Raw genomic sequence first — 17953 nt, 5'->3', positions numbered from 1 at the left:
TATAATATAAGAACATTATACCAGAAATCGGAGAAAATATGTTAGAAATCAACAAGTTGACAGGGGGCTATGTCAACATCCCTGTCCTGAAAGAGGTGAGTTTTTCAGTTCCGGATGGCCAACTGATTGGTTTGATTGGACTAAATGGAGCTGGGAAGTCAACCACGATTAATGAAATTATTGGTCTCCTGCATCCTTATGCTGGGGAAGTACGGATTGACGGCTTGAGTCTTCAAGAAGCTCCAACTGACTATCGTAAAAAAATCGGCTATATTCCAGAAACCCCTAGCCTATATGAAGAATTAACCCTGAGAGAGCATATCGAGACCGTAGCTATGGCCTATGATTTAGACATGGATCAGGTCATGGTGCGCGTCCAGCCTTTGTTGGAACGATTCCGTTTGGCTGAAAAATTAGATTGGTTCCCGACCCAGTTTTCAAAAGGGATGAAGCAAAAGGTCATGATTATTTGTGCCTATGCAGTGGATCCAAGTCTTTATATTGTCGATGAACCCTTTTTGGGATTGGATCCTGTTGCGATTGCAGATTTGATTCAGTTATTGGCCGATGAGAAAGCAAAAGGAAAATCGATTTTGATGAGTACCCACGTTCTGGATTCGGCTGAAAAGATGTGTGATGGTTTTGTGATCCTACATAAGGGTCAGATCCGAGCAAAAGGGACCTTGGACGAGCTGCGCTCAACTTTTGGGGATGAGAAAGCAAGTCTAAATGATATCTACATGACCTTGACAGAAGAGGAAACAGCATGAAAGAGTTGATGAAAAAACGGCAAGAAACGTTTCGAACTCAATGTGTAAAATATAGCCGCTATGTTCTCAATGATCATTTCGTCCTCTTTATGCTGATTTTCATAGGATTTTTGGCGGTTCAATACAGCCAATTCTTGCAAGATTTACCCAAAGATACAAGCCTGATCCGCTGGAGTCTCATGATTGGCTTGCTCCTCTTGGTTCCGATAGGCTCCATTGCGACCTACTTAGAGAAGCCCGATGCTTTATTCCTTTTAGTAAAGGAAGAGGAAGTGAAACGTTATATCAAAGGGCAGGCCAAGAAGTCTTTTGTGTTTTGGTTTTTGATTCAAAGTTTTGTCCTTCTATTATTTGTGCCTCTTCTTCTGGCAACGGGGCTGGGTAACCTTGCTATTGTAGCCTATATCCTTGTCTTAGGGGTGGTTAAAGGGGCTGTTTTTAGCTGGAAGGAAGCGCGTTTCTACCAGGATGGAAATTTGAATTGGACCTTGGCCATTGCTCGTGAGAATGCAAGGAAACAATTGATTCTTCGTTTCTTTGCCTTGTTTACAACGGTGAAAGGCATTACCAACAGTGTTAAAAGAAGAGCTTACTTGGATGGTTTCTTAGGGCTTCTTCCCAAAACACATGGCAATACGTGGCTGCACTTATATATGCGCTCCTTCCTACGGAATGGAGATCTTTTCTCTATGACTCTACGACTCTTGGCTCTTTCCCTTCTCGCTATCATCTTTATTCCCCAGCCTCTCGTAGTGATTGCCCTTGTAGCCTTGCTCAATTACTTGGTTATTTTTCAATTACTGGGGCTTTACAGTGCTTTTGATTACCAACCGTTGACCCTTCTTTTCCCGATGAAAAGGGGCAGTAAAAAGGCAGGGTTAAATAAAACGATTCAGCTGGTCATGGGGATGATAACGGTGATAGAAGGGGGAATTGGCCTGGTCTTTATATCAGATAAAGTCCTGTTACTAGGCTTATTAGCTTATACAGTTGCTTTAACCCTGCTCTATCTTCCATTTAAAATGGCGCGCTTGGTTGACGAAAGTCGTTAAAATTAGTAAAATAGATTGGAAACTTTTTACGGAGGAAAAGATGGACTCGAATGAAAAAGAGCTAAGCCTCACCCCAATTCCTGGGAAGAGTGGGAAGGCCTACATGGGGACCTACCCAGATGGTGGGCGCGTTTTTGTAAAAATGAATACGACCCCAATCCTTGCGGGTCTAGCAAAAGAACAGATTGCTCCTCAATTGTTATGGAGTCGACGTTTGCCAGATGGAAATGTGATGAGTGCCCAAGAATGGTTGAATGGGGAGATTCTCACGCCAAATGGAATGTCAAAAAAACAAGTGGTCAATATTTTAACGAGATTGCACCGTTCTAGACCTTTGATGACCCAATTAAAGAAACTTGGGTATCCTGTGGAATCTCCTTTAGAGTTACTCAATTCTTGGAGTAACCGGTTGCCAATTGCCCTACGTCAGAACCACTACATCCAATCAGTCGTAAAGAATTTACGGAAGACAGTGCCAGCCTTTCGGGAGGATTATGCGACGATCGTCCATGGGGATGTCCGTCATAGTAACTGGATTGAGACAGAGAGCGGCTTGATTTATCTAGTCGATTGGGATTCCGTTCGTTTAACTGACAGGATGTTGGATGTGGCGCATATCTTGAGTCACTATATTCCAGATTCCAATTGGCGCGATTGGTTAGGTTATTATGGTTACAAGTACAACCAAAAGGTGTTTGATAAACTCTATTGGTTTGGTCAATACTCCTTCTTGTGGCAAATTGCTAAATACTATGAAAATAATGATTTAGAAAATGTCAATCGCGAGATCTATGCTCTGCGCAATTTCCGGTTGAAATATGGAAAGGAAATATGAGAGTTAGAAATCGTAAAGGAGCGACAGAATTACTAGAAGCCAATCCACAATATGTGGTCCTAAATCCAGAAGATGCTAAGGGAAAATGGCATGGGATTTTCGGAAATGACCACCCCATCCATATTGAAGTGGGAAGTGGAAAAGGAGCCTTTATTACTGGGATGGCTAAGGCCAATCCAGAGATCAACTACATCGGAATTGATATTCAAAAATCGGTCTTGAGCTATGCTTTAGATAAGGTCTTAGAAGCTGATGTTCCTAACATTAAATTGCTTTGGGTAGATGGGGATAGCTTGACCAACTATTTTGAAGATGGTGAAATTGATCAACTCTATCTGAATTTTTCAGATCCATGGCCAAAGAAACGTCATGAAAAACGTCGCTTGACTTACAAGACCTTCCTAGACACCTTTAAACAAATTCTTCCAGAACATGGGGAGATTCACTTTAAAACAGACAACCGAGGTTTGTTTGAATACAGTTTGGTGAGCTTTTCGCAATATGGAATGACTTTGAAGGGAGTCTGGTTGGACCTTCATGCTAGTGATTTTGAGGGGAATGTCATGACGGAATATGAGAAGAAGTTCTCAAGTAAAGGACAGGTCATTTACCGTGTAGAAGCACAGTTTTAGCATATTCCTTGCAATCATTGGGGAATCGTGTTATAATACCTTAAATGAATAGAAAAGGAGAGGCGGGGAAATATCTTCGCCTCTTATCTATGAGGAGGTGGCAACCATCGCAACGATTGTTGACTTAGTAACAGAAGTGATTCAGCCAGCTATAAAGGAACCATTTGAATTGGTCGATGTTGAATATGGCAAAATGGGTGGTGACTACGTCTTAAGTATTTTCGTAGACAAACCAGAAGGAATCACACTGAATGATACAGCGGATTTGACAGAAATCATTAGCCCGCTATTGGATCAAATCAAACCAGATCCATTTCCAGAACAGTACTTTTTAGAAGTCACCAGTCCTGGCTTGGAGAGACCTTTGAAAACCAAGGAAGCACTCGAGGGAGCTGTTGGCAAGTATGTCAATATCAGCTTGTATAAGGCTGTGGAAAAGCAAAAGGTTTTTGAGGGAAACTTGGTAGGTTTTGAAGAGGATGTTTTGACCATTGAGTATATGGATAAAACACGAAAGAAAACAGTGGATATTCCTTATAACCTTGTGTCCAAAGCAAGGTTGGCTGTAAAATTGTAACAGAATGAAAGAAAGGATGCCTTTATAGTAAAGGCAAGAAAAACATGAGTAAAGAAATGCTAGAAGCCTTCCGCATTTTGGAAGAAGACAAAGGGATCAAAAAAGAAGATATCATCGAAGCCGTCACAGAATCATTGCGTTCAGCTTATCGCCGTCGTTATGGACAATCAGAAAGTGCAGCGATTGAATTCAATGAAAAAACTGGAGATTTCCGTGTTTATACGGTTCGTGAAGTGGTGGATGAAGTCTTTGATAGCCGTTTAGAAATCAGCTTGAAGGATGCCTTGGCCATTAGCTCTGCTTATGAGTTGGGGGATAAGATCAAGTTTGAAGAAGCACCAGCTGAATTTGGTCGTGTAGCAGCTCAATCTGCCAAACAAACGATCATGGAAAAAATGCGTAAGCAAACGCGCACCATCACCTATAACACTTATAAAGAACATGAAAATGAAATCATGAGTGGAACGGTGGAGCGCTTTGACAATCGTTTTATCTATGTCAATCTTGGTTCGATCGAAGCTCAATTGTCTAAGCAAGATCAAATTCCAGGAGAAGTGTTCCAATCTCATGACCGGATTGAAGTCTTTGTCTACAAGGTAGAAGATAATCCACGTGGTGTCAATGTCTTTGTTAGTCGAAGCCACCCTGAAATGATCAAACGTTTGATGGAACAAGAAATTCCTGAAGTCTATGATGGAACTGTTGAGATTATGAGTGTAGCGCGTGAAGCTGGAGATCGTACAAAAGTTGCGGTTCGTAGCCATAATCCAAACGTAGATGCGATTGGGACTATCGTTGGTCGTGGTGGATCGAATATTAAAAAGATTACCAGCAAGTTCCACCCAGCTCGATACGATCAAAAATTAGACCGTATGGTTCCGACAGAAGAAAACATCGATGTCATTGAATGGGTTCCAGATCCAGCTGAATTCATCTACAATGCGATCGCTCCTGCAGAAGTGGACCAAGTTATTTTTGATGATGAAGATAGCAAACATGCTCTCGTTGTGGTTCCAGACAACAAATTATCTCTTGCCATCGGTCGTCGTGGTCAAAACGTTCGTTTAGCGGCTCATTTGACTGGTTACCGCATCGATATCAAATCTGCTAGTGAGTTTGAAGAAATGGAAGCAGCTCAAGAAACTTTTGAAGACCAAGTAGAAAGTGGCGAAGAGCAAGTCGATTAAGAGAGGGAGGGAAAATGGTAAAAACAAGAAAAATCCCTTTAAGAAAATCTGTCGTTTCAAATGAAATTATTGATAAGCGCGATTTGCTCCGCATTGTCAAAAATAAAGAAGGACAAGTCTTTATCGATCCAACTGGCAAAGCCAATGGTCGAGGTGCTTACATCAAGCTAGACAATGAAGAAGCGGCACTTGCTAAGAAAAAGAAAGTTTTCAATCGTAGCTTTAATATGGAAGTGGAAGAAGCTTTCTATGATGAATTGATCGCTTATGTAGATCATAAGGTGAAGAGAAGAGAGTTAGGCCTTGAATAAGCAAAAGATAAGTAATTTGTTAGGCTTGGCGCAAAGAGCAGGAAAACTCATTTCTGGAGAAGAACTCGTGATCAAAGCAATCCAGGAAGAAAAAGCAAAATTAGTTTTTCTGGCAAACGATGCAGCTAGTAACCTGACAAAAAAGGTGACAGATAAGGGTCACTATTATGAGGTTCAAGTATCTACCGTGTTTTCAACACTAGAATTAAGCACTGCAATTGGACGTGCCCGGAAGGTCGTCGCTGTTGTAGATGCTGGATTTTCAAAGAAAATGAGGTCTCTTATGGAATAGAAGAGGAGGACAGCAATTGTCTAAGAAAAGATTATACGAAATTGCCAAAGAATTGGGCAAGGAAAGTAAAGAAGTCGTCACTCGTGCGAAAGAATTAGGTTTTGACGTCAAGAGTCATGCATCTAGTGTCGATACTGATGTTGCTGAAAAGCTGGTCAAGAGCTTTGCAGCGAAAAAAGAAACAGTCGAAAAGAAAGTAGCAGAAGTGGCTGCCAAGACAACGGCTGTCGCAGAGAAAAAAGAAGCAGCGCCTGTAAAGAAAGAAGAGGCAACTGAGACAAAATCAGTAACACCAGCTGCTAAACCAAAGAGTCGTAACTTTAAAGCGGAACGAGAAGCGCGTGCAAAAGAGCAGGCTGAGCGTAGAAAACAACAAGACAATCGTCCAAAACGCGATCGCAAAGACAATCAGCGTTATGGTGATAACCGAAATCAACGACCACAAGAGCGAAATGAACAACGAAATCAAAGTACAGATCGTCGAAATAATAGACCAGATCAAAGACGTAATGCTCAACCCCAAGTAGCACCAAAAATTGATTTCAAAGCGCGTGCAACAGCACTGAAAGCTGAACAAAATGCCGAGTACGCACGTGGAAGTGAAAATCGCTACAAACAACAAGCTGCAAAAGCAGAACAAGAACGTCAACAGCGCCGGAAACGTGTAGAAGCACCAGAAGTGAAGGTACCTGTACAGGAACCGGCTGTTGAGAACCATACAAAACCAGCTGTAGCTGCTGCTCCAGCTCAAGTTGATACACGTCGGAAGAAACAAGCGCGACCAGATAAGAAACGCGATGATTTTGATCGTGAAGAAGATGGTCCAAGAAAACAACAAAGGAATCGAAATAGTCAAAATCAAGTGAGAAATCAGAAAAATAGTAACTGGAATAACAATAAGAAAAATAAAAAAGGAAAGAACAACCGCAATGATGCTCCAAAACCAGTAACAGAGCGTAAATTCCATGAATTACCAAGTGAATTTGAGTATACGGATGGAATGACGGTTGCAGAAATCGCAAAACGCATTAAACGTGAACCGGCTGAAATCGTCAAGAAACTCTTTATGATGGGAGTCATGGCGACGCAAAACCAATCCTTGGATGGCGATACCATTGAACTTCTGTTAGTGGATTATGGAATTGAAGCCAAGAAAAAGGTTGAAGTGGACAATGCCGATATTGAACGTTTCTTCGTGGAAGATGGTTATCTCAACGAAGATGAGTTAGTAGAACGTCCACCAGTTGTCACTATCATGGGACACGTTGACCATGGTAAGACAACCCTTTTGGATACCCTTCGTAACTCACGGGTTGCGACAGGAGAAGCCGGTGGGATCACTCAGCACATCGGTGCCTACCAAATCGTTGAAAATGGCAAGAAAATTACCTTCTTGGATACACCTGGACACGCGGCCTTTACCTCTATGCGGGCACGTGGTGCATCTGTTACCGATATTACCATCTTGGTCGTAGCGGCAGATGACGGGGTGATGCCTCAAACAATCGAAGCCATCAACCACTCAAAAGCTGCCAATGTTCCAATCATTGTGGCCATTAACAAGATTGATAAACCAGGCGCTAATCCAGAGCGTGTGATCGGTGAATTGGCAGAGCATGGGGTTATGTCAACTGCCTGGGGTGGCGATTCTGAGTTTGTAGAAATCTCAGCTAAGTTTAACCAAAACATCGATGAGTTGTTGGAAACAGTCCTTCTTGTGGCTGAAATCCAAGAACTCAAGGCAGATCCAACTGTTCGTGCGATCGGTACCGTTATCGAAGCCCGTTTGGATAAAGGAAAAGGTGCGGTGGCAACCCTCCTTGTTCAACAAGGTACCTTGAATGTCCAAGACCCAATCGTTGTCGGAAATACCTTTGGACGTGTCCGTGCCATGACCAATGACCTTGGCCGTCGTGTGAAAGTAGCTGGACCATCTACTCCAGTTTCTATCACTGGTTTGAACGAAGCGCCAATGGCGGGTGACCACTTTGCGGTTTATGAAGATGAAAAATCTGCGCGTGCAGCGGGTGAAGAACGTGCCAAACGTGCGCTGATGAAACAACGTCAAGCAACCAACCGTGTCAGCCTTGAAAACCTCTTTGATACCTTGAAGGCTGGGGAAGTGAAATCTGTTAATGTTATTATCAAGGCAGATGTACAAGGTTCGGTTGAAGCCCTTGCTGCTTCCCTTCAAAAGATTGAAGTGGAAGGTGTGAAAGTGACCATTGTTCACTCAGCAGTTGGTGCTATTAATGAATCAGATGTCACTCTTGCGGAAGCATCTAATGCCTTTATCGTTGGATTTAACGTCCGCCCTACGCCACAAGCTCGTCAACAAGCTGAAGCTGATGAGGTGGAAATCCGTCTTCACTCAATCATTTACAAGGTGATCGAGGAAATGGAAGATGCCATGAAGGGAATGTTGGATCCTGAGTTTGAAGAGAAAATTATCGGGGAAGCGGTTATTCGTGAAACCTTTAAAGTCTCTAAAGTGGGGACTATCGGTGGATTTATGGTCCTCAGTGGTAAGGTCACTCGTGATTCCAAGGTTCGTGTCATTCGTGACGGTGTCGTGATCTATGACGGTGCTCTTGCAAGCTTGAAACACTTCAAAGATGATGTCAAAGAAGTGACAAATGGTCGTGAAGGTGGATTGATGATTGAAGGCTACAATGATATCAAGACAGATGATACCATCGAAGCCTACATCATGGAAGAAATTAAAAAATAAGAGGCTGACTAGGAAAAAAGAGGAGTTTTCTCTGATTTCCTAGTTTTTAAACACAAAGCAGAAAGGAGTTCCTATGGCAAGTCATTTTCGGACAGATCGAGTAGGGATGGAAATCAAGCGTGAAGTCAATGAGATTTTACAAAAGAAAGTCCGTGACCCGCGTGTTCAAGGCGTTACTATTACGGATGTTCAAATGCTAGGTGATTTGTCTATGGCCAAAGTGTATTATTCAATTATGAGTGATTTGGCTTCAGACAATCAAAAGGCTCAGACAGGCCTTGAAAAAGCAACAGGAACCATCAAGCGTGAATTAGGTCGGAATTTGAAACTGTACAAGATTCCGGATCTTACTTTTGTCAAAGACGAGTCTATCGAATACGGTAACAAGATCGATGAGATGTTACGCAATTTGAACAAGGACTAGAGAGGTTGGAAATTTTCCACCCTCTTTTTTTGGCTCTTAAAACGAGGAAAATAAAACAGATAGAAAAAAACGGTTTCGAAAAATAATAGAAATTTACAGAAATCTCTTGTGTGATTGGAAATTATCCTTTACAATAGGAGAGGAGTTTTATTTTTGATCTCATATTTGGAGGAATGATCATGTCCATTAACTGGCAGGAAATATTGTTTAACTTTTTGGGAGGGTTGGGTCTCTTTCTCTATAGTATTAAAACCATGGGAGAAGGACTGCAACAAGCTGCAGGGGACCGTCTTCGCTATTATATTGATAAATATACAAGCAATCCTTTCCTTGGAGTCTTAGTAGGGATTGTTGTGACAGCCCTCATTCAGTCTAGTACTGGGGTAACGGTGATTACCGTTGGTCTGGTCAGTGCGGGGCTCTTGACCCTGCGCCAAGCCATTGGAATCATCATGGGAGCTAATATTGGGACTACGGTCACCTCATTCATTATTGGGTTTAAACTGGGTACTTATGCCCTTCCAATTATGTTTCTTGGAACGGTCTTACTTTTCTTTACCAAGAATCGAATGGCTAATAATATTGGTCGGATTCTCTTTGGGGTTGGAGGAATTTTCTACGCTTTAAACCTGATTAGTGCGGGAATGAGCCCTTTAAAAGAATTGCCAGAATTTAGTCAGTATATGATCACCCTAGGGAAAAATCCAATTCTTGGTGTTTTAGCGGGAGCCATCATCACCGTTTTGATTCAAGCTTCTTCAGCTACCATTGGGATCCTACAAGGTTTGTATTCAGGTGGTTTCTTAGATCTTCGTGGTTCGCTTCCTATCCTTTTTGGGGATAATATTGGAACAACCTTGACGGTTATTATTGCAGCTATGGGGGCCAATGTTTCTGCCAAGCGTGTTGCAGCAACCCACGTGCTCTTTAACTTGATCGGAACAATCCTTTGTTTGATCTTGCTGACACCTTTTACAGCCATGATTGAATACTTCCAAGGCCTCTTGCATTTGTCTCCGGAAATGACGATTGCTTTTTCTCACGGTGCCTTCAACGTGACCAACACCATTATTCAATTCCCATTCATTGGAGCTTTGGCTTACTTTGTGACCAAGCTGATTCCTGGTGAGGATGAGGTTGTCAAATATGAACCGCTCTACTTGGATGAAAACTTGATCACTCAAGCGCCTTCGATTGCTCTTGGGAATGCGAAAAAAGAGTTGCTTCATTTAGGTGGGTATGCAGATAAAGCCTTTAGCCTCTCTTATGATTATATTCTTCATCAAAATGAGAAAACAGCTGAAAAGGGCCATAAGACAGAAGAAGCCATCAATACCATTGATGATGATTTGACTCGCTACTTGATTCGTTTGTCAAGTGAAGCCTTGAGTCCGAGAGAAAGTGAAGTTCTCACCAATATCTTAGATTCTTCTCGGGATTTGGAGCGGATTGGAGATCATGCGGAAGCCTTAATTAATCTAACCGATTATTTAATTCGTAAGAAAGTCGTTTTTTCAGAATCAGCCTTGGCCGAATTGGAAGATATTTACAACCAAACCCATCAATTTGTAGAGGATGCTTTGAAATCTATCGAGAACAATGATGTGAGTCTTGCAAATCAACTAGTAGCACGTCACGAGGCAATTGAAAAATTGGAGAAAAGACTTCGGAAAACTCATATTCGTCGGTTGAACCAAGGTGAATGTACGCCACAAGCCGGAGTGAACTTTATTGATATCATTTCTCACTATACACGTGTTGCAGACCATGCCATGAATCTAGCTGAAAAAGTACAAATCGAGCAAATTTAATGAATGTCAAACAGAGTAAGTAGGAAGCTTGCTCTGTTTTTATACGATTCTATCTAAAAATAGGTCTAGACCATTTACAAATGGAAGTGAAAGCGTTATAATATGTATGAATATAAATGGAACACAGTTCCTACAATGGAAAGGACGATTTTATGTCTACATATATTAAAGCAGATCAATTTTATTACCCACATGGGGTTCGCCGTGGAGGTTATTTGGAGCTCGTCAATGGCAAGTTTGGAAAACATGTGGAAAGCTTACCAGAAGGAGCAGATGTACTGGATTATTCAGGTTACAGTATTGCTCCGGGCTTGGTGGATACCCATATTCACGGTTTTGGTGGAGTAGATGTTATGGATAATAATATCGAAGGCACTCTCCATACCATGAGTGAAGGTCTCTTGAGTACCGGGGTCACAAGCTTTTTGCCTACGACTTTGACTTCCTCTTACGAACAACTTTTGGCGGTAACTGAAAATATTGGTGCACGATACAAAGAAGCAACAGGCGCTAAGATTCGCGGTATTTATTTTGAAGGACCTTATTTTACAGAAAAATACAAGGGAGCTCAAAATCCAGCTTATATGAAAGATCCAAGTATGGAAGAATTCCGTGCTTGGCAAAAAGCGGCTAATGGTCTGTTGAATAAGATTGCCCTTGCTCCTGAGCGTGAAGGGGTAGAAGACTTTGTTCGAACCATTACAGGAGAAGGAGTGACAGTCGCCCTGGGACACTCCAATGCTACTTTTGAAGAAGCTAAAAAGGCGGTTGATGCAGGTGCGAGTGTCTGGGTGCATGCCTATAATGGTATGCGTGGTTTGACTCACCGTGAACTCGGTATGGTTGGAGCTATGTATGAGTTGCCTCATACTACAGCAGAGTTGATCTGTGATGGTCATCACGTTGATCCGCTAGCTTGTGATATCCTGATGAAACAAAAAGGAAAAGAAAATGTTGCCTTGATTACGGACTGTATGACAGCTGGGGGATTAGAAGATGGGGACTACATGCTTGGGGAGTTTCCAGTCGTGGTCGCTGAAGGGACTGCTCGCTTGAAATCAACTGGTAATCTGGCTGGCTCAATCTTGAAATTGAAAGATGGATTAAAAAATGTTGTAGAGTGGGGGATTGCCAACCCTTACGAAGCAGTGATGATGGCTAGTCTCAATCCGGCAAAATCAGTCCATATTGATGATGTTTGTGGTCAAATTCGAGAAGGTTATGATGCGGACTTCATTGTGCTTGATCAAAATTTGGATCTGGTGGCGACCTATCTCGATGGGGTCAAACGTTACCAAGCTATGAACTAGATTCAAGAATCGAAGATAGAACAAACCTCTCTAGGTCATACCTAGAGAGGTTTTTGTGATGTATTCATAGGGGGATCAGTATGTAGCATCTTTTTTTGTTTACCCATGGTAGTGCAATTTTGTGAATGCTGCCTTTTCATGCTATAATGGGAATTGAAATGTGAGGTAGTTTATGAAGGCAATTGATATACGTTTTTTATTGATGGGAATTTTTTTCTTGCTCTATGGGATTGTAAGAAAAAATATCTTTATTGTGATTGTTGGTGGGGCATTTTTACTCTATAGTTTTTATAGCAAGAAGATGGAGCCAACCAAGAAAAATATTTTTAAGCCAGAGCTCAAGCTTCGAGGGCCTAAGAAACCGAAATCGAAGAAAGGAAAGAGAAAATGAATCATTATCGTTTAAATAATGGGGTGGAGATTCCTGTATTGGGATTTGGAACTTGGAAAGCAGCGGATGGTGAAGAAGCCTATCAGGCTGTTTTAGCTGCTTTAAAAGCAGGTTACCGGCATATCGATACAGCTGCGATTTATCAAAATGAAGAGAGCGTTGGTCGGGCGATCAAGGATAGTGGTCTTAAACGCGAAGACTTGTTTATTACCACAAAACTTTGGAATACTCATCACACCTATGAAGATGCTCAAGCTGCTTTGGACGAGTCTCTTGAGAAACTGGGTTTGGACTATGTCGATCTTTATTTGATTCATTGGCCAAATCCAAAACCCCTTCGAGAAAATGATGCTTGGAAAGTGCGAAACGCTGAGGTTTGGCGAGCCATGGAAGATATGTTAGCTGCTGGTAAGGTTCGGGCTATTGGCATTAGCAATTTTCTTCCTCATCATTTGGAAGCGCTCCTTGAAACAGCTCGGGTCATCCCAGCTGTGAACCAAATTCGTCTAGCACCTGGGGTTTACCAAAGCGAAGCCATTGCTGTAAGTCGCAAGCATGGTATCTTACTAGAGGCTTGGGGACCTTTTGGCCAAGGGGAGTTGTTCCAAAATGAACAAGTAAAAGAAATGGCTGCCAAATATGGAAAGACCGTTGCTCAACTAGCCTTAGCTTGGAGTTTACAAGAAGGCTTCCTTCCATTGCCAAAATCGGTTACGCCTGAGCGGATTGCGAGTAATCTAAATTGCTTTGATTTTGAATTGGCGACAGATGATGTGGAACTCCTGCGCCATCTTCCGGTTGAAGCAGGTGCACCAGATCCGGACACCAAAGATTTTTAAAAGAGAATTTCTATTCATTAATGAAAACCGAGGACAGTTTCGTTCTCGGTTTTTAAAAACCTTTCAAATATGAAATAATTTTAAGAATCCAACAAAAACAGATGTTCTATAATATTTTCCCGGTCAACTTCAAAAATTTCCGAACGAAAATAAGTTAATAATTAGTAATATACGTAAATATTACAATTGTGTTACAATTCATTTTTGAATGAATTTTCAGATAATTTTGCGTTATAATAGTTACTATTAAAATAAAAGGGGAGTTTCTATGAATAGACAAGAGCGTTTTTCATTAAGGAAATACAAATTTGGTGTAGCCTCAGTTTTATTAGGGGCTGTTTTGGTATTTGGATCTGCACAAGCGAGTGCAGAAGAACAAACAGCGGGTCAAACGAGCGCTGGGACACAGCTTGTAGCAAACAGTCAACAGGCACCTGCTGAAGAAGAGCATTCACAAGCAACAGAAGCAAGTACAGCAGTTGCTAGTGAGAAAGTAGCAGTTGCAAATGAAGCAACAGTTGCTGAAAAGACAAGTCATACAACAGAAGCAGCTGTAGTTGAAAAAACAGAAGCTCCGAAAGAGGCAGCTGCTGTTCCAGAAACAAAACTGGAAGTAGCGGAAAAACCTGTAGAAAAATCTGTAGAAAAAGCGACAGAAGTGGCTACTGCGACAAGTTCGGAAACAACGAATCGCCATGAGGCAGCTGAAAAACCTCAAAGCATCGAAAGTGACGAGATTATTACTGTTCCACAAACCTGGAAGCAAGGCTACAAAGGGGAAGGGATGGTTGTCGCCGTCATTGATTCTGGCTTGGATGTGAACCACGAGGTTCTTCGGATTACCGATCCTTCTAAAGCTAAGTTTAAAAACCAAGAAGAAATCGAAGCTGCTAAGAAAGCAGCAGGAATTGATTATGGTAAATGGTACAACGACAAAGTTGTCTATGCTTATGACTATTTTGATGGTACTGACAATATTAAAGAGGCCGAAAGAGATTCTCACGGGATGCACGTTACAGGGATTGCGACAGGGAATCCTGATAAAGAAGCAGGAAACGGAGAAAAGATCTATGGTGTAGCACCAGAAGCTCAAGTTATGTTTATGCGTGTCTTCTCAGATCGTCAAAAAACAACGGGATCTGCTCTTTATGTAAAAGCAATTGATGATGCTGTAGCTCTTGGTGCAGATACTATCAACATGAGTCTTGGCTCTACGACTGGTTCTACGGTCAATGCGGATTCAGATATTGTGGATGCCATTAAACGAGCGCGCGCTAAAGGCGTATCTGTCTTAATCTCTGCAGGAAATAGCAATACTTTTGGGAATGGTTATTCAAGACCAGCTGCAGAAAATCCAGATTACGGCTTGGTCGGAAATCCTTCAACAGTAGAGGACTCCATCTCTGTTGCTTCTATCAACAATAAAATCATTACCACAGAAGTTTTTGAAGTCAAAGGCCTTGAAGGAAATGCAGAATTAGATAACGGGAAATTTGACTACAGTAAATCTGCAACAGATACAGACTTTGAAAAAGGCAAAGAATATGAGTATGTATCTGTTGGTCTTGGGAAAGAAGATGATTTCAAAGATCTAGATCTTACTGGTAAATTAGCGCTTATTCAACGTGGAGAAATTCCATTCACAGAAAAAATTGCTAATGCTCTCCATCATGGTGCAGTAGGGGCTTTGGTCTACAATAATGTGGAAGGATCAAACCTTGGGATGTCAATTGATGGGGATGCTAAGAAAATTCCATCAGTCTTCATTTCAAAACGCTATGGGGAAGCTCTTAAAGCTGGATCTTACAAAGTTGTCTTTAACAATACCATGGCCAACCGTCCATCTCCAGAAGCAGACCAATTGTCTGATTTTTCAAGCTGGGGTGTAACAACAGATGGTCAGTTGAAACCAGATGTCACTGCACCTGGTGGGAATATCTTCTCTTCTTTAAATGACAATACTTATGGGGATATGAGTGGTACTAGTATGGCCTCACCTCACGTAGCAGGTGTTGCAGCCTTGGTTAAAGAATACCTTGTGAAGAACCATCCAGAATTGACTCCAGAACAAGTTTCTGAAACAGTGAAAGCCTTGATCATGTCTACGGCTAAACCACACGTTAACAAAGAAACGGGTGCTTATACTTCTCCTCGTCAACAAGGAGCAGGGGTTGTTGACACAGCAGCTGCCGTTTCAACAGACTTGTATGTGACCGGTGAAAACAACTATCCAAGCGTTACTCTTGGTAACGTTGGAGATAGCTTTACCTTTGATGTGACGGTTCACAATATTTCAGATACCGATCGTACCTTGAAAATGTTGGTGAATACTGACACAGATGAAGTGAAAGATGGTAAATTTACTCTTCGCCCACGTAAATTGACTGAAACAGCTTGGCCAGAAGTGACTGTGAAAGCACATAGTTCTGAAACAGTTACGGTGAAAGTTGACACAAGTAAATTTACAGAAGAATTGAGCAAAGAAATGCCAAACGGCTATTTCCTTGAAGGATTTGTTCGCTTTGTTGATCCGGCTGATGATGGAGATGTGGTCAGCTTGCCATTTATGGGCTTCAAGGGAGAATTCCAAAACCTTCCCGCTGTTGAAAAGCCAGTCTATGATTTGGTTCGCGAAGGAAAAGATGGATTCTACTACCATATTCCAAAAGATTTGAATATCTCTTCTAGTGCGAATGTTTCTGCGCTCGTCACTCAGCAAAATGACTTCCTTCTCACTCAAGGAAAACGAGATGGTCGTCGGATTACAGTCCTTGGTATTGACGAAAATGCAGAAGGAACTCACACCCTTCAACTAGATGAAAACGGAAATGTTCGCATTGCCATTTCACCAAATGAAGATGGAAATAAAGATTTCGTCGAATACAAGACAGTTGCCCTTAGAAACATTGAAAACCTTCGTGCAAGTGTCTACGCAGCAAGTGATACGGAACATAAAAATCCATTGTGGGAAGGAACTCCATCTGACCATCGTAAGAACTTCTTCAACGGTGACCAAAAGAACCCACGCAGCTACACATTAGATAATACTGCTTGGAATGGTATTGATGCGAATGGAAATGCGGTAGCAGATGGTCTATATGATTATGTCATCCGTTACACCCCAATGGTTCCTGGAGCTGAGGAGCAATCAACGACCTTCAAGGTTCGGGTTGATACTCAAAAACCAGTGATCACATCTGGATATATCCGTTTCAAAGATGGGGCTCAACAGTTTGTAGCACGTAAAGCCAAAGATGTTGGCGATGGTGGTATCTTAACTGAAAAACTCGTCTATGTGACTCCATTTGATGATCAGGGGACAATGGTCCAAACCAGTGAAGATAAGAATAGTACACGTGCGCTTGAAAATTACCATGTGATCAAGGCCAATGCAGATGGTAGCTTCGATCTTCCTGAAAACATCGATAAGAAGAATATCTACTACTATGTAGAAGACTTTGCGGGGAATGTAGACTATGTTTCACTAGCTGATTTAGTTCGGGATCAAAATAGTGGTCGGGTTCAAATCGCAGTTCGTAACGCTAAAACGAACAAAGATTTGGATACTATGTATGTTTACCGAATCAAAGATAGCAATGGTCAATATGTGTCAGTTGACAAGACAAAAGATATTAACTTCTTGAACTTTGGTCATTACACTGCAGAAATCTTTACGTATGATCGTACAGAAGTGAAATTTGTCAGCAGCTTGACGCAAGAATTTGATTTGACAGAAGATAATAGTTTCCAAACGATCGCTTTTCTTGCCAATACTTTAGAATATGCACCAGTTAGCATCAGCTTTGATCAACCGGTTTCAAAAGCAGCTACGATCGTATTGAAAGGGGCAGATGGTGGAAACTTTGTATTGCCTGCTGAAAAATATGGAAAAAATGGCTTTGGGAAATCTGTCGCAACTGGTCAATATACCTTAGTTGCAACCCTTCCTACAGGCTATGAACTAGCTGAGGAAGCACCAGTGATCTCAGTTGTCGCAGGGCGCAATAACAATTATCGTATTGGAGTGATCTCAAAAGTGGATCTCTTGGCTGCTTTGAACAACCAAGCAGTTGTTACAAAGACAGCTCAATACTTCAATGCGAGTGCGGATAAGAAAGAAGCTTATGATCAAGCCTTGCAAGCTGCCCAAGCAGCCTTGACCAACAAGGTCAGTCAAGAGCAAGTCAACCAAGCTCTAGCTAGTCTTGAAGCTGCTAGCCAAGCCTTGGATGGGAAAGATTCAAACGTTGCGGCTTTGAAAGAAGCCATGCAAGCTTATGATGCTACGACTAAAACGGGTCGTTATGCCAATGCCAAAGAAAAAGTACGTCGAGACTACGATCGCGCTTTCCAAACAGTGGCCTTGCTTGCAGTTGATCAAACTGTGAAACAAGAACAAATCAATCAAGCACTTGCTGAGCTTAGCCGTGCGGAAGGAAAATTAAACGGGAAAGCAACTGATTTTTCAAGCCTTGAAAAATACATCAAGGAAGAATTGAAGTTCCAAGAAAAGAATGCTAAATTCATCTATGCTGGAAATGAAGAAAAAGAAGCTTACCTAGCAGCCTTCAAGGATGCACAAACCATCCTTTCAAATCCAGGAGCAAGCCAACAAGATGTAAAAGATGCTTTGACAGCCTTGAAAAATGCCAAGAAAAAACTTCATGGTAAAAAACCAAAAGCTGCAAGACGTCCATAAGAAAAATAAAATAGTTTGTTAGCCTAGAATCCATCTGAAACATTTGTTTCAGATGGATTTTTATTTACAAGTACCTAAAAATTTGCTATAAT

14 protein-coding genes and 2 pseudogenes are annotated in these 17953 nt (G+C 41.7%); all 16 read left to right on the top strand.

The genetic code is table 11. The annotated features are described in order from the left end of the window. The first annotated feature begins 38 nt into the window (after nt 1-38). The 16 genes and pseudogenes from QM351_RS09585 to QM351_RS09510 all read left to right on the top strand — a co-directional run bounded on the left by QM351_RS09585 (nt 39) and on the right by QM351_RS09510 (nt 17861). The gene (locus tag QM351_RS09585; RefSeq protein WP_024056396.1) at nt 39-770 is read left to right on the top strand and encodes an ABC transporter ATP-binding protein; all 732 of its coding nucleotides are present in this window, start codon (nt 39-41) and stop codon (nt 768-770) included. Then, nucleotides 767-1822, top strand: coding sequence for an ABC transporter permease (locus QM351_RS09580; protein ID WP_414327258.1), 1056 nt, complete (start codon nt 767-769; stop codon nt 1820-1822). The genes QM351_RS09585 and QM351_RS09580 overlap by 4 nt, the downstream gene beginning before the upstream one ends. A 40-nt stretch (nt 1823-1862) precedes the next feature. Then, nucleotides 1863-2657 (top strand): cell cycle regulator CcrZ, encoded by a 795-nt coding sequence (gene ccrZ / locus QM351_RS09575; protein ID WP_023920250.1) that lies wholly within the window; start codon nt 1863-1865, stop codon nt 2655-2657. Next, entirely contained in the window at nt 2654-3289 is a 636-nt protein-coding gene (trmB, locus tag QM351_RS09570; RefSeq protein ID WP_023920251.1) for a tRNA (guanosine(46)-N7)-methyltransferase TrmB, read from the top strand. Before ccrZ ends, trmB begins: the two co-directional genes overlap by 4 nt. A 97-nt stretch (nt 3290-3386) precedes the next feature. Beyond that, the gene (gene rimP, locus QM351_RS09565) at nt 3387-3866 is read left to right on the top strand and encodes a ribosome maturation factor RimP (RefSeq protein ID WP_003003953.1); all 480 of its coding nucleotides are present in this window, start codon (nt 3387-3389) and stop codon (nt 3864-3866) included. A gap of 44 nt (nt 3867-3910) precedes the next feature. Beyond that, complete coding sequence (nusA, locus tag QM351_RS09560) at nt 3911-5053, top strand: transcription termination factor NusA (protein ID WP_003010402.1); 1143 nt, start codon at nt 3911-3913, stop codon at nt 5051-5053. A 14-nt stretch (nt 5054-5067) separates the two neighbouring features. Further along, nucleotides 5068-5364, top strand: a complete 297-nt coding sequence (gene rnpM, locus QM351_RS09555) for an RNase P modulator RnpM (RefSeq protein ID WP_003010401.1) — start codon at nt 5068-5070, stop codon at nt 5362-5364. Next, nucleotides 5357-5656, top strand: coding sequence for a YlxQ-related RNA-binding protein (locus QM351_RS09550; protein ID WP_003010399.1), 300 nt, complete (start codon nt 5357-5359; stop codon nt 5654-5656). The genes rnpM and QM351_RS09550 overlap by 8 nt, the downstream gene beginning before the upstream one ends. A 16-nt stretch (nt 5657-5672) precedes the next feature. Continuing rightward, nucleotides 5673-5765 (top strand): annotated as a pseudogene (locus QM351_RS09545) (translation initiation factor IF-2 N-terminal domain-containing protein); the annotation flags it as partial. 420 nt (nt 5766-6185) lie between these two features. Beyond that, nucleotides 6186-8387, top strand: a pseudogene (gene infB / locus QM351_RS09540) (translation initiation factor IF-2); the annotation flags it as partial. Nucleotides 8388-8460: 73 nt separating this feature from the next. Then, nucleotides 8461-8811, top strand: a complete 351-nt coding sequence (gene rbfA / locus QM351_RS09535) for a 30S ribosome-binding factor RbfA (RefSeq protein WP_003003976.1) — start codon at nt 8461-8463, stop codon at nt 8809-8811. Between the two features lie 179 nt (nt 8812-8990). Then, a complete protein-coding gene (locus tag QM351_RS09530; protein WP_414327257.1) occupies nt 8991-10622 on the top strand; it encodes a Na/Pi cotransporter family protein in 1632 nt (543 codons plus the stop codon). 152 nt (nt 10623-10774) lie between these two features. Further along, nucleotides 10775-11932, top strand: a complete 1158-nt coding sequence (gene nagA / locus QM351_RS09525) for an N-acetylglucosamine-6-phosphate deacetylase (protein ID WP_414327256.1) — start codon at nt 10775-10777, stop codon at nt 11930-11932. A gap of 172 nt (nt 11933-12104) precedes the next feature. Continuing rightward, the gene (locus QM351_RS09520; RefSeq protein ID WP_414327255.1) at nt 12105-12323 is read left to right on the top strand and encodes a hypothetical protein; all 219 of its coding nucleotides are present in this window, start codon (nt 12105-12107) and stop codon (nt 12321-12323) included. Further along, nucleotides 12320-13162 (top strand): aldo/keto reductase, encoded by an 843-nt coding sequence (locus QM351_RS09515; protein ID WP_414327254.1) that lies wholly within the window; start codon nt 12320-12322, stop codon nt 13160-13162. The genes QM351_RS09520 and QM351_RS09515 overlap by 4 nt, the downstream gene beginning before the upstream one ends. 268 nt (nt 13163-13430) lie before the next feature. Further along, nucleotides 13431-17861 (top strand): S8 family serine peptidase, encoded by a 4431-nt coding sequence (locus tag QM351_RS09510; protein WP_315376902.1) that lies wholly within the window; start codon nt 13431-13433, stop codon nt 17859-17861. Nucleotides 17862-17953 lie beyond the last annotated feature (92 nt).

It is taken from the genome of Streptococcus parasanguinis (genome assembly GCF_047465465.1).
GTDB classification, from domain to species: domain Bacteria; phylum Bacillota; class Bacilli; order Lactobacillales; family Streptococcaceae; genus Streptococcus; species Streptococcus parasanguinis_AI.
Note: the sequence above shows the minus strand (reverse complement) of the source record. Positions and strands in the feature narration are given on the sequence as shown.

Coding starts and splice junctions, on each gene's coding strand:
- QM351_RS09585 (WP_024056396.1), top strand. CDS start 39: ATGTTAGAAATCAACAAGTTGACAGGGGGCTATGTCAACATCCCTGTC.
- QM351_RS09580 (WP_414327258.1), top strand. CDS start 767: ATGAAAGAGTTGATGAAAAAACGGCAAGAAACGTTTCGAACTCAATGT.
- ccrZ (WP_023920250.1), top strand. CDS start 1,863: ATGGACTCGAATGAAAAAGAGCTAAGCCTCACCCCAATTCCTGGGAAG.
- trmB (WP_023920251.1), top strand. CDS start 2,654: ATGAGAGTTAGAAATCGTAAAGGAGCGACAGAATTACTAGAAGCCAAT.
- nusA (WP_003010402.1), top strand. CDS start 3,911: ATGAGTAAAGAAATGCTAGAAGCCTTCCGCATTTTGGAAGAAGACAAA.
- rnpM (WP_003010401.1), top strand. CDS start 5,068: ATGGTAAAAACAAGAAAAATCCCTTTAAGAAAATCTGTCGTTTCAAAT.
- rbfA (WP_003003976.1), top strand. CDS start 8,461: ATGGCAAGTCATTTTCGGACAGATCGAGTAGGGATGGAAATCAAGCGT.
- QM351_RS09530 (WP_414327257.1), top strand. CDS start 8,991: ATGTCCATTAACTGGCAGGAAATATTGTTTAACTTTTTGGGAGGGTTG.
- nagA (WP_414327256.1), top strand. CDS start 10,775: ATGTCTACATATATTAAAGCAGATCAATTTTATTACCCACATGGGGTT.
- QM351_RS09520 (WP_414327255.1), top strand. CDS start 12,105: ATGAAGGCAATTGATATACGTTTTTTATTGATGGGAATTTTTTTCTTG.
- QM351_RS09515 (WP_414327254.1), top strand. CDS start 12,320: ATGAATCATTATCGTTTAAATAATGGGGTGGAGATTCCTGTATTGGGA.
- QM351_RS09510 (WP_315376902.1), top strand. CDS start 13,431: ATGAATAGACAAGAGCGTTTTTCATTAAGGAAATACAAATTTGGTGTA.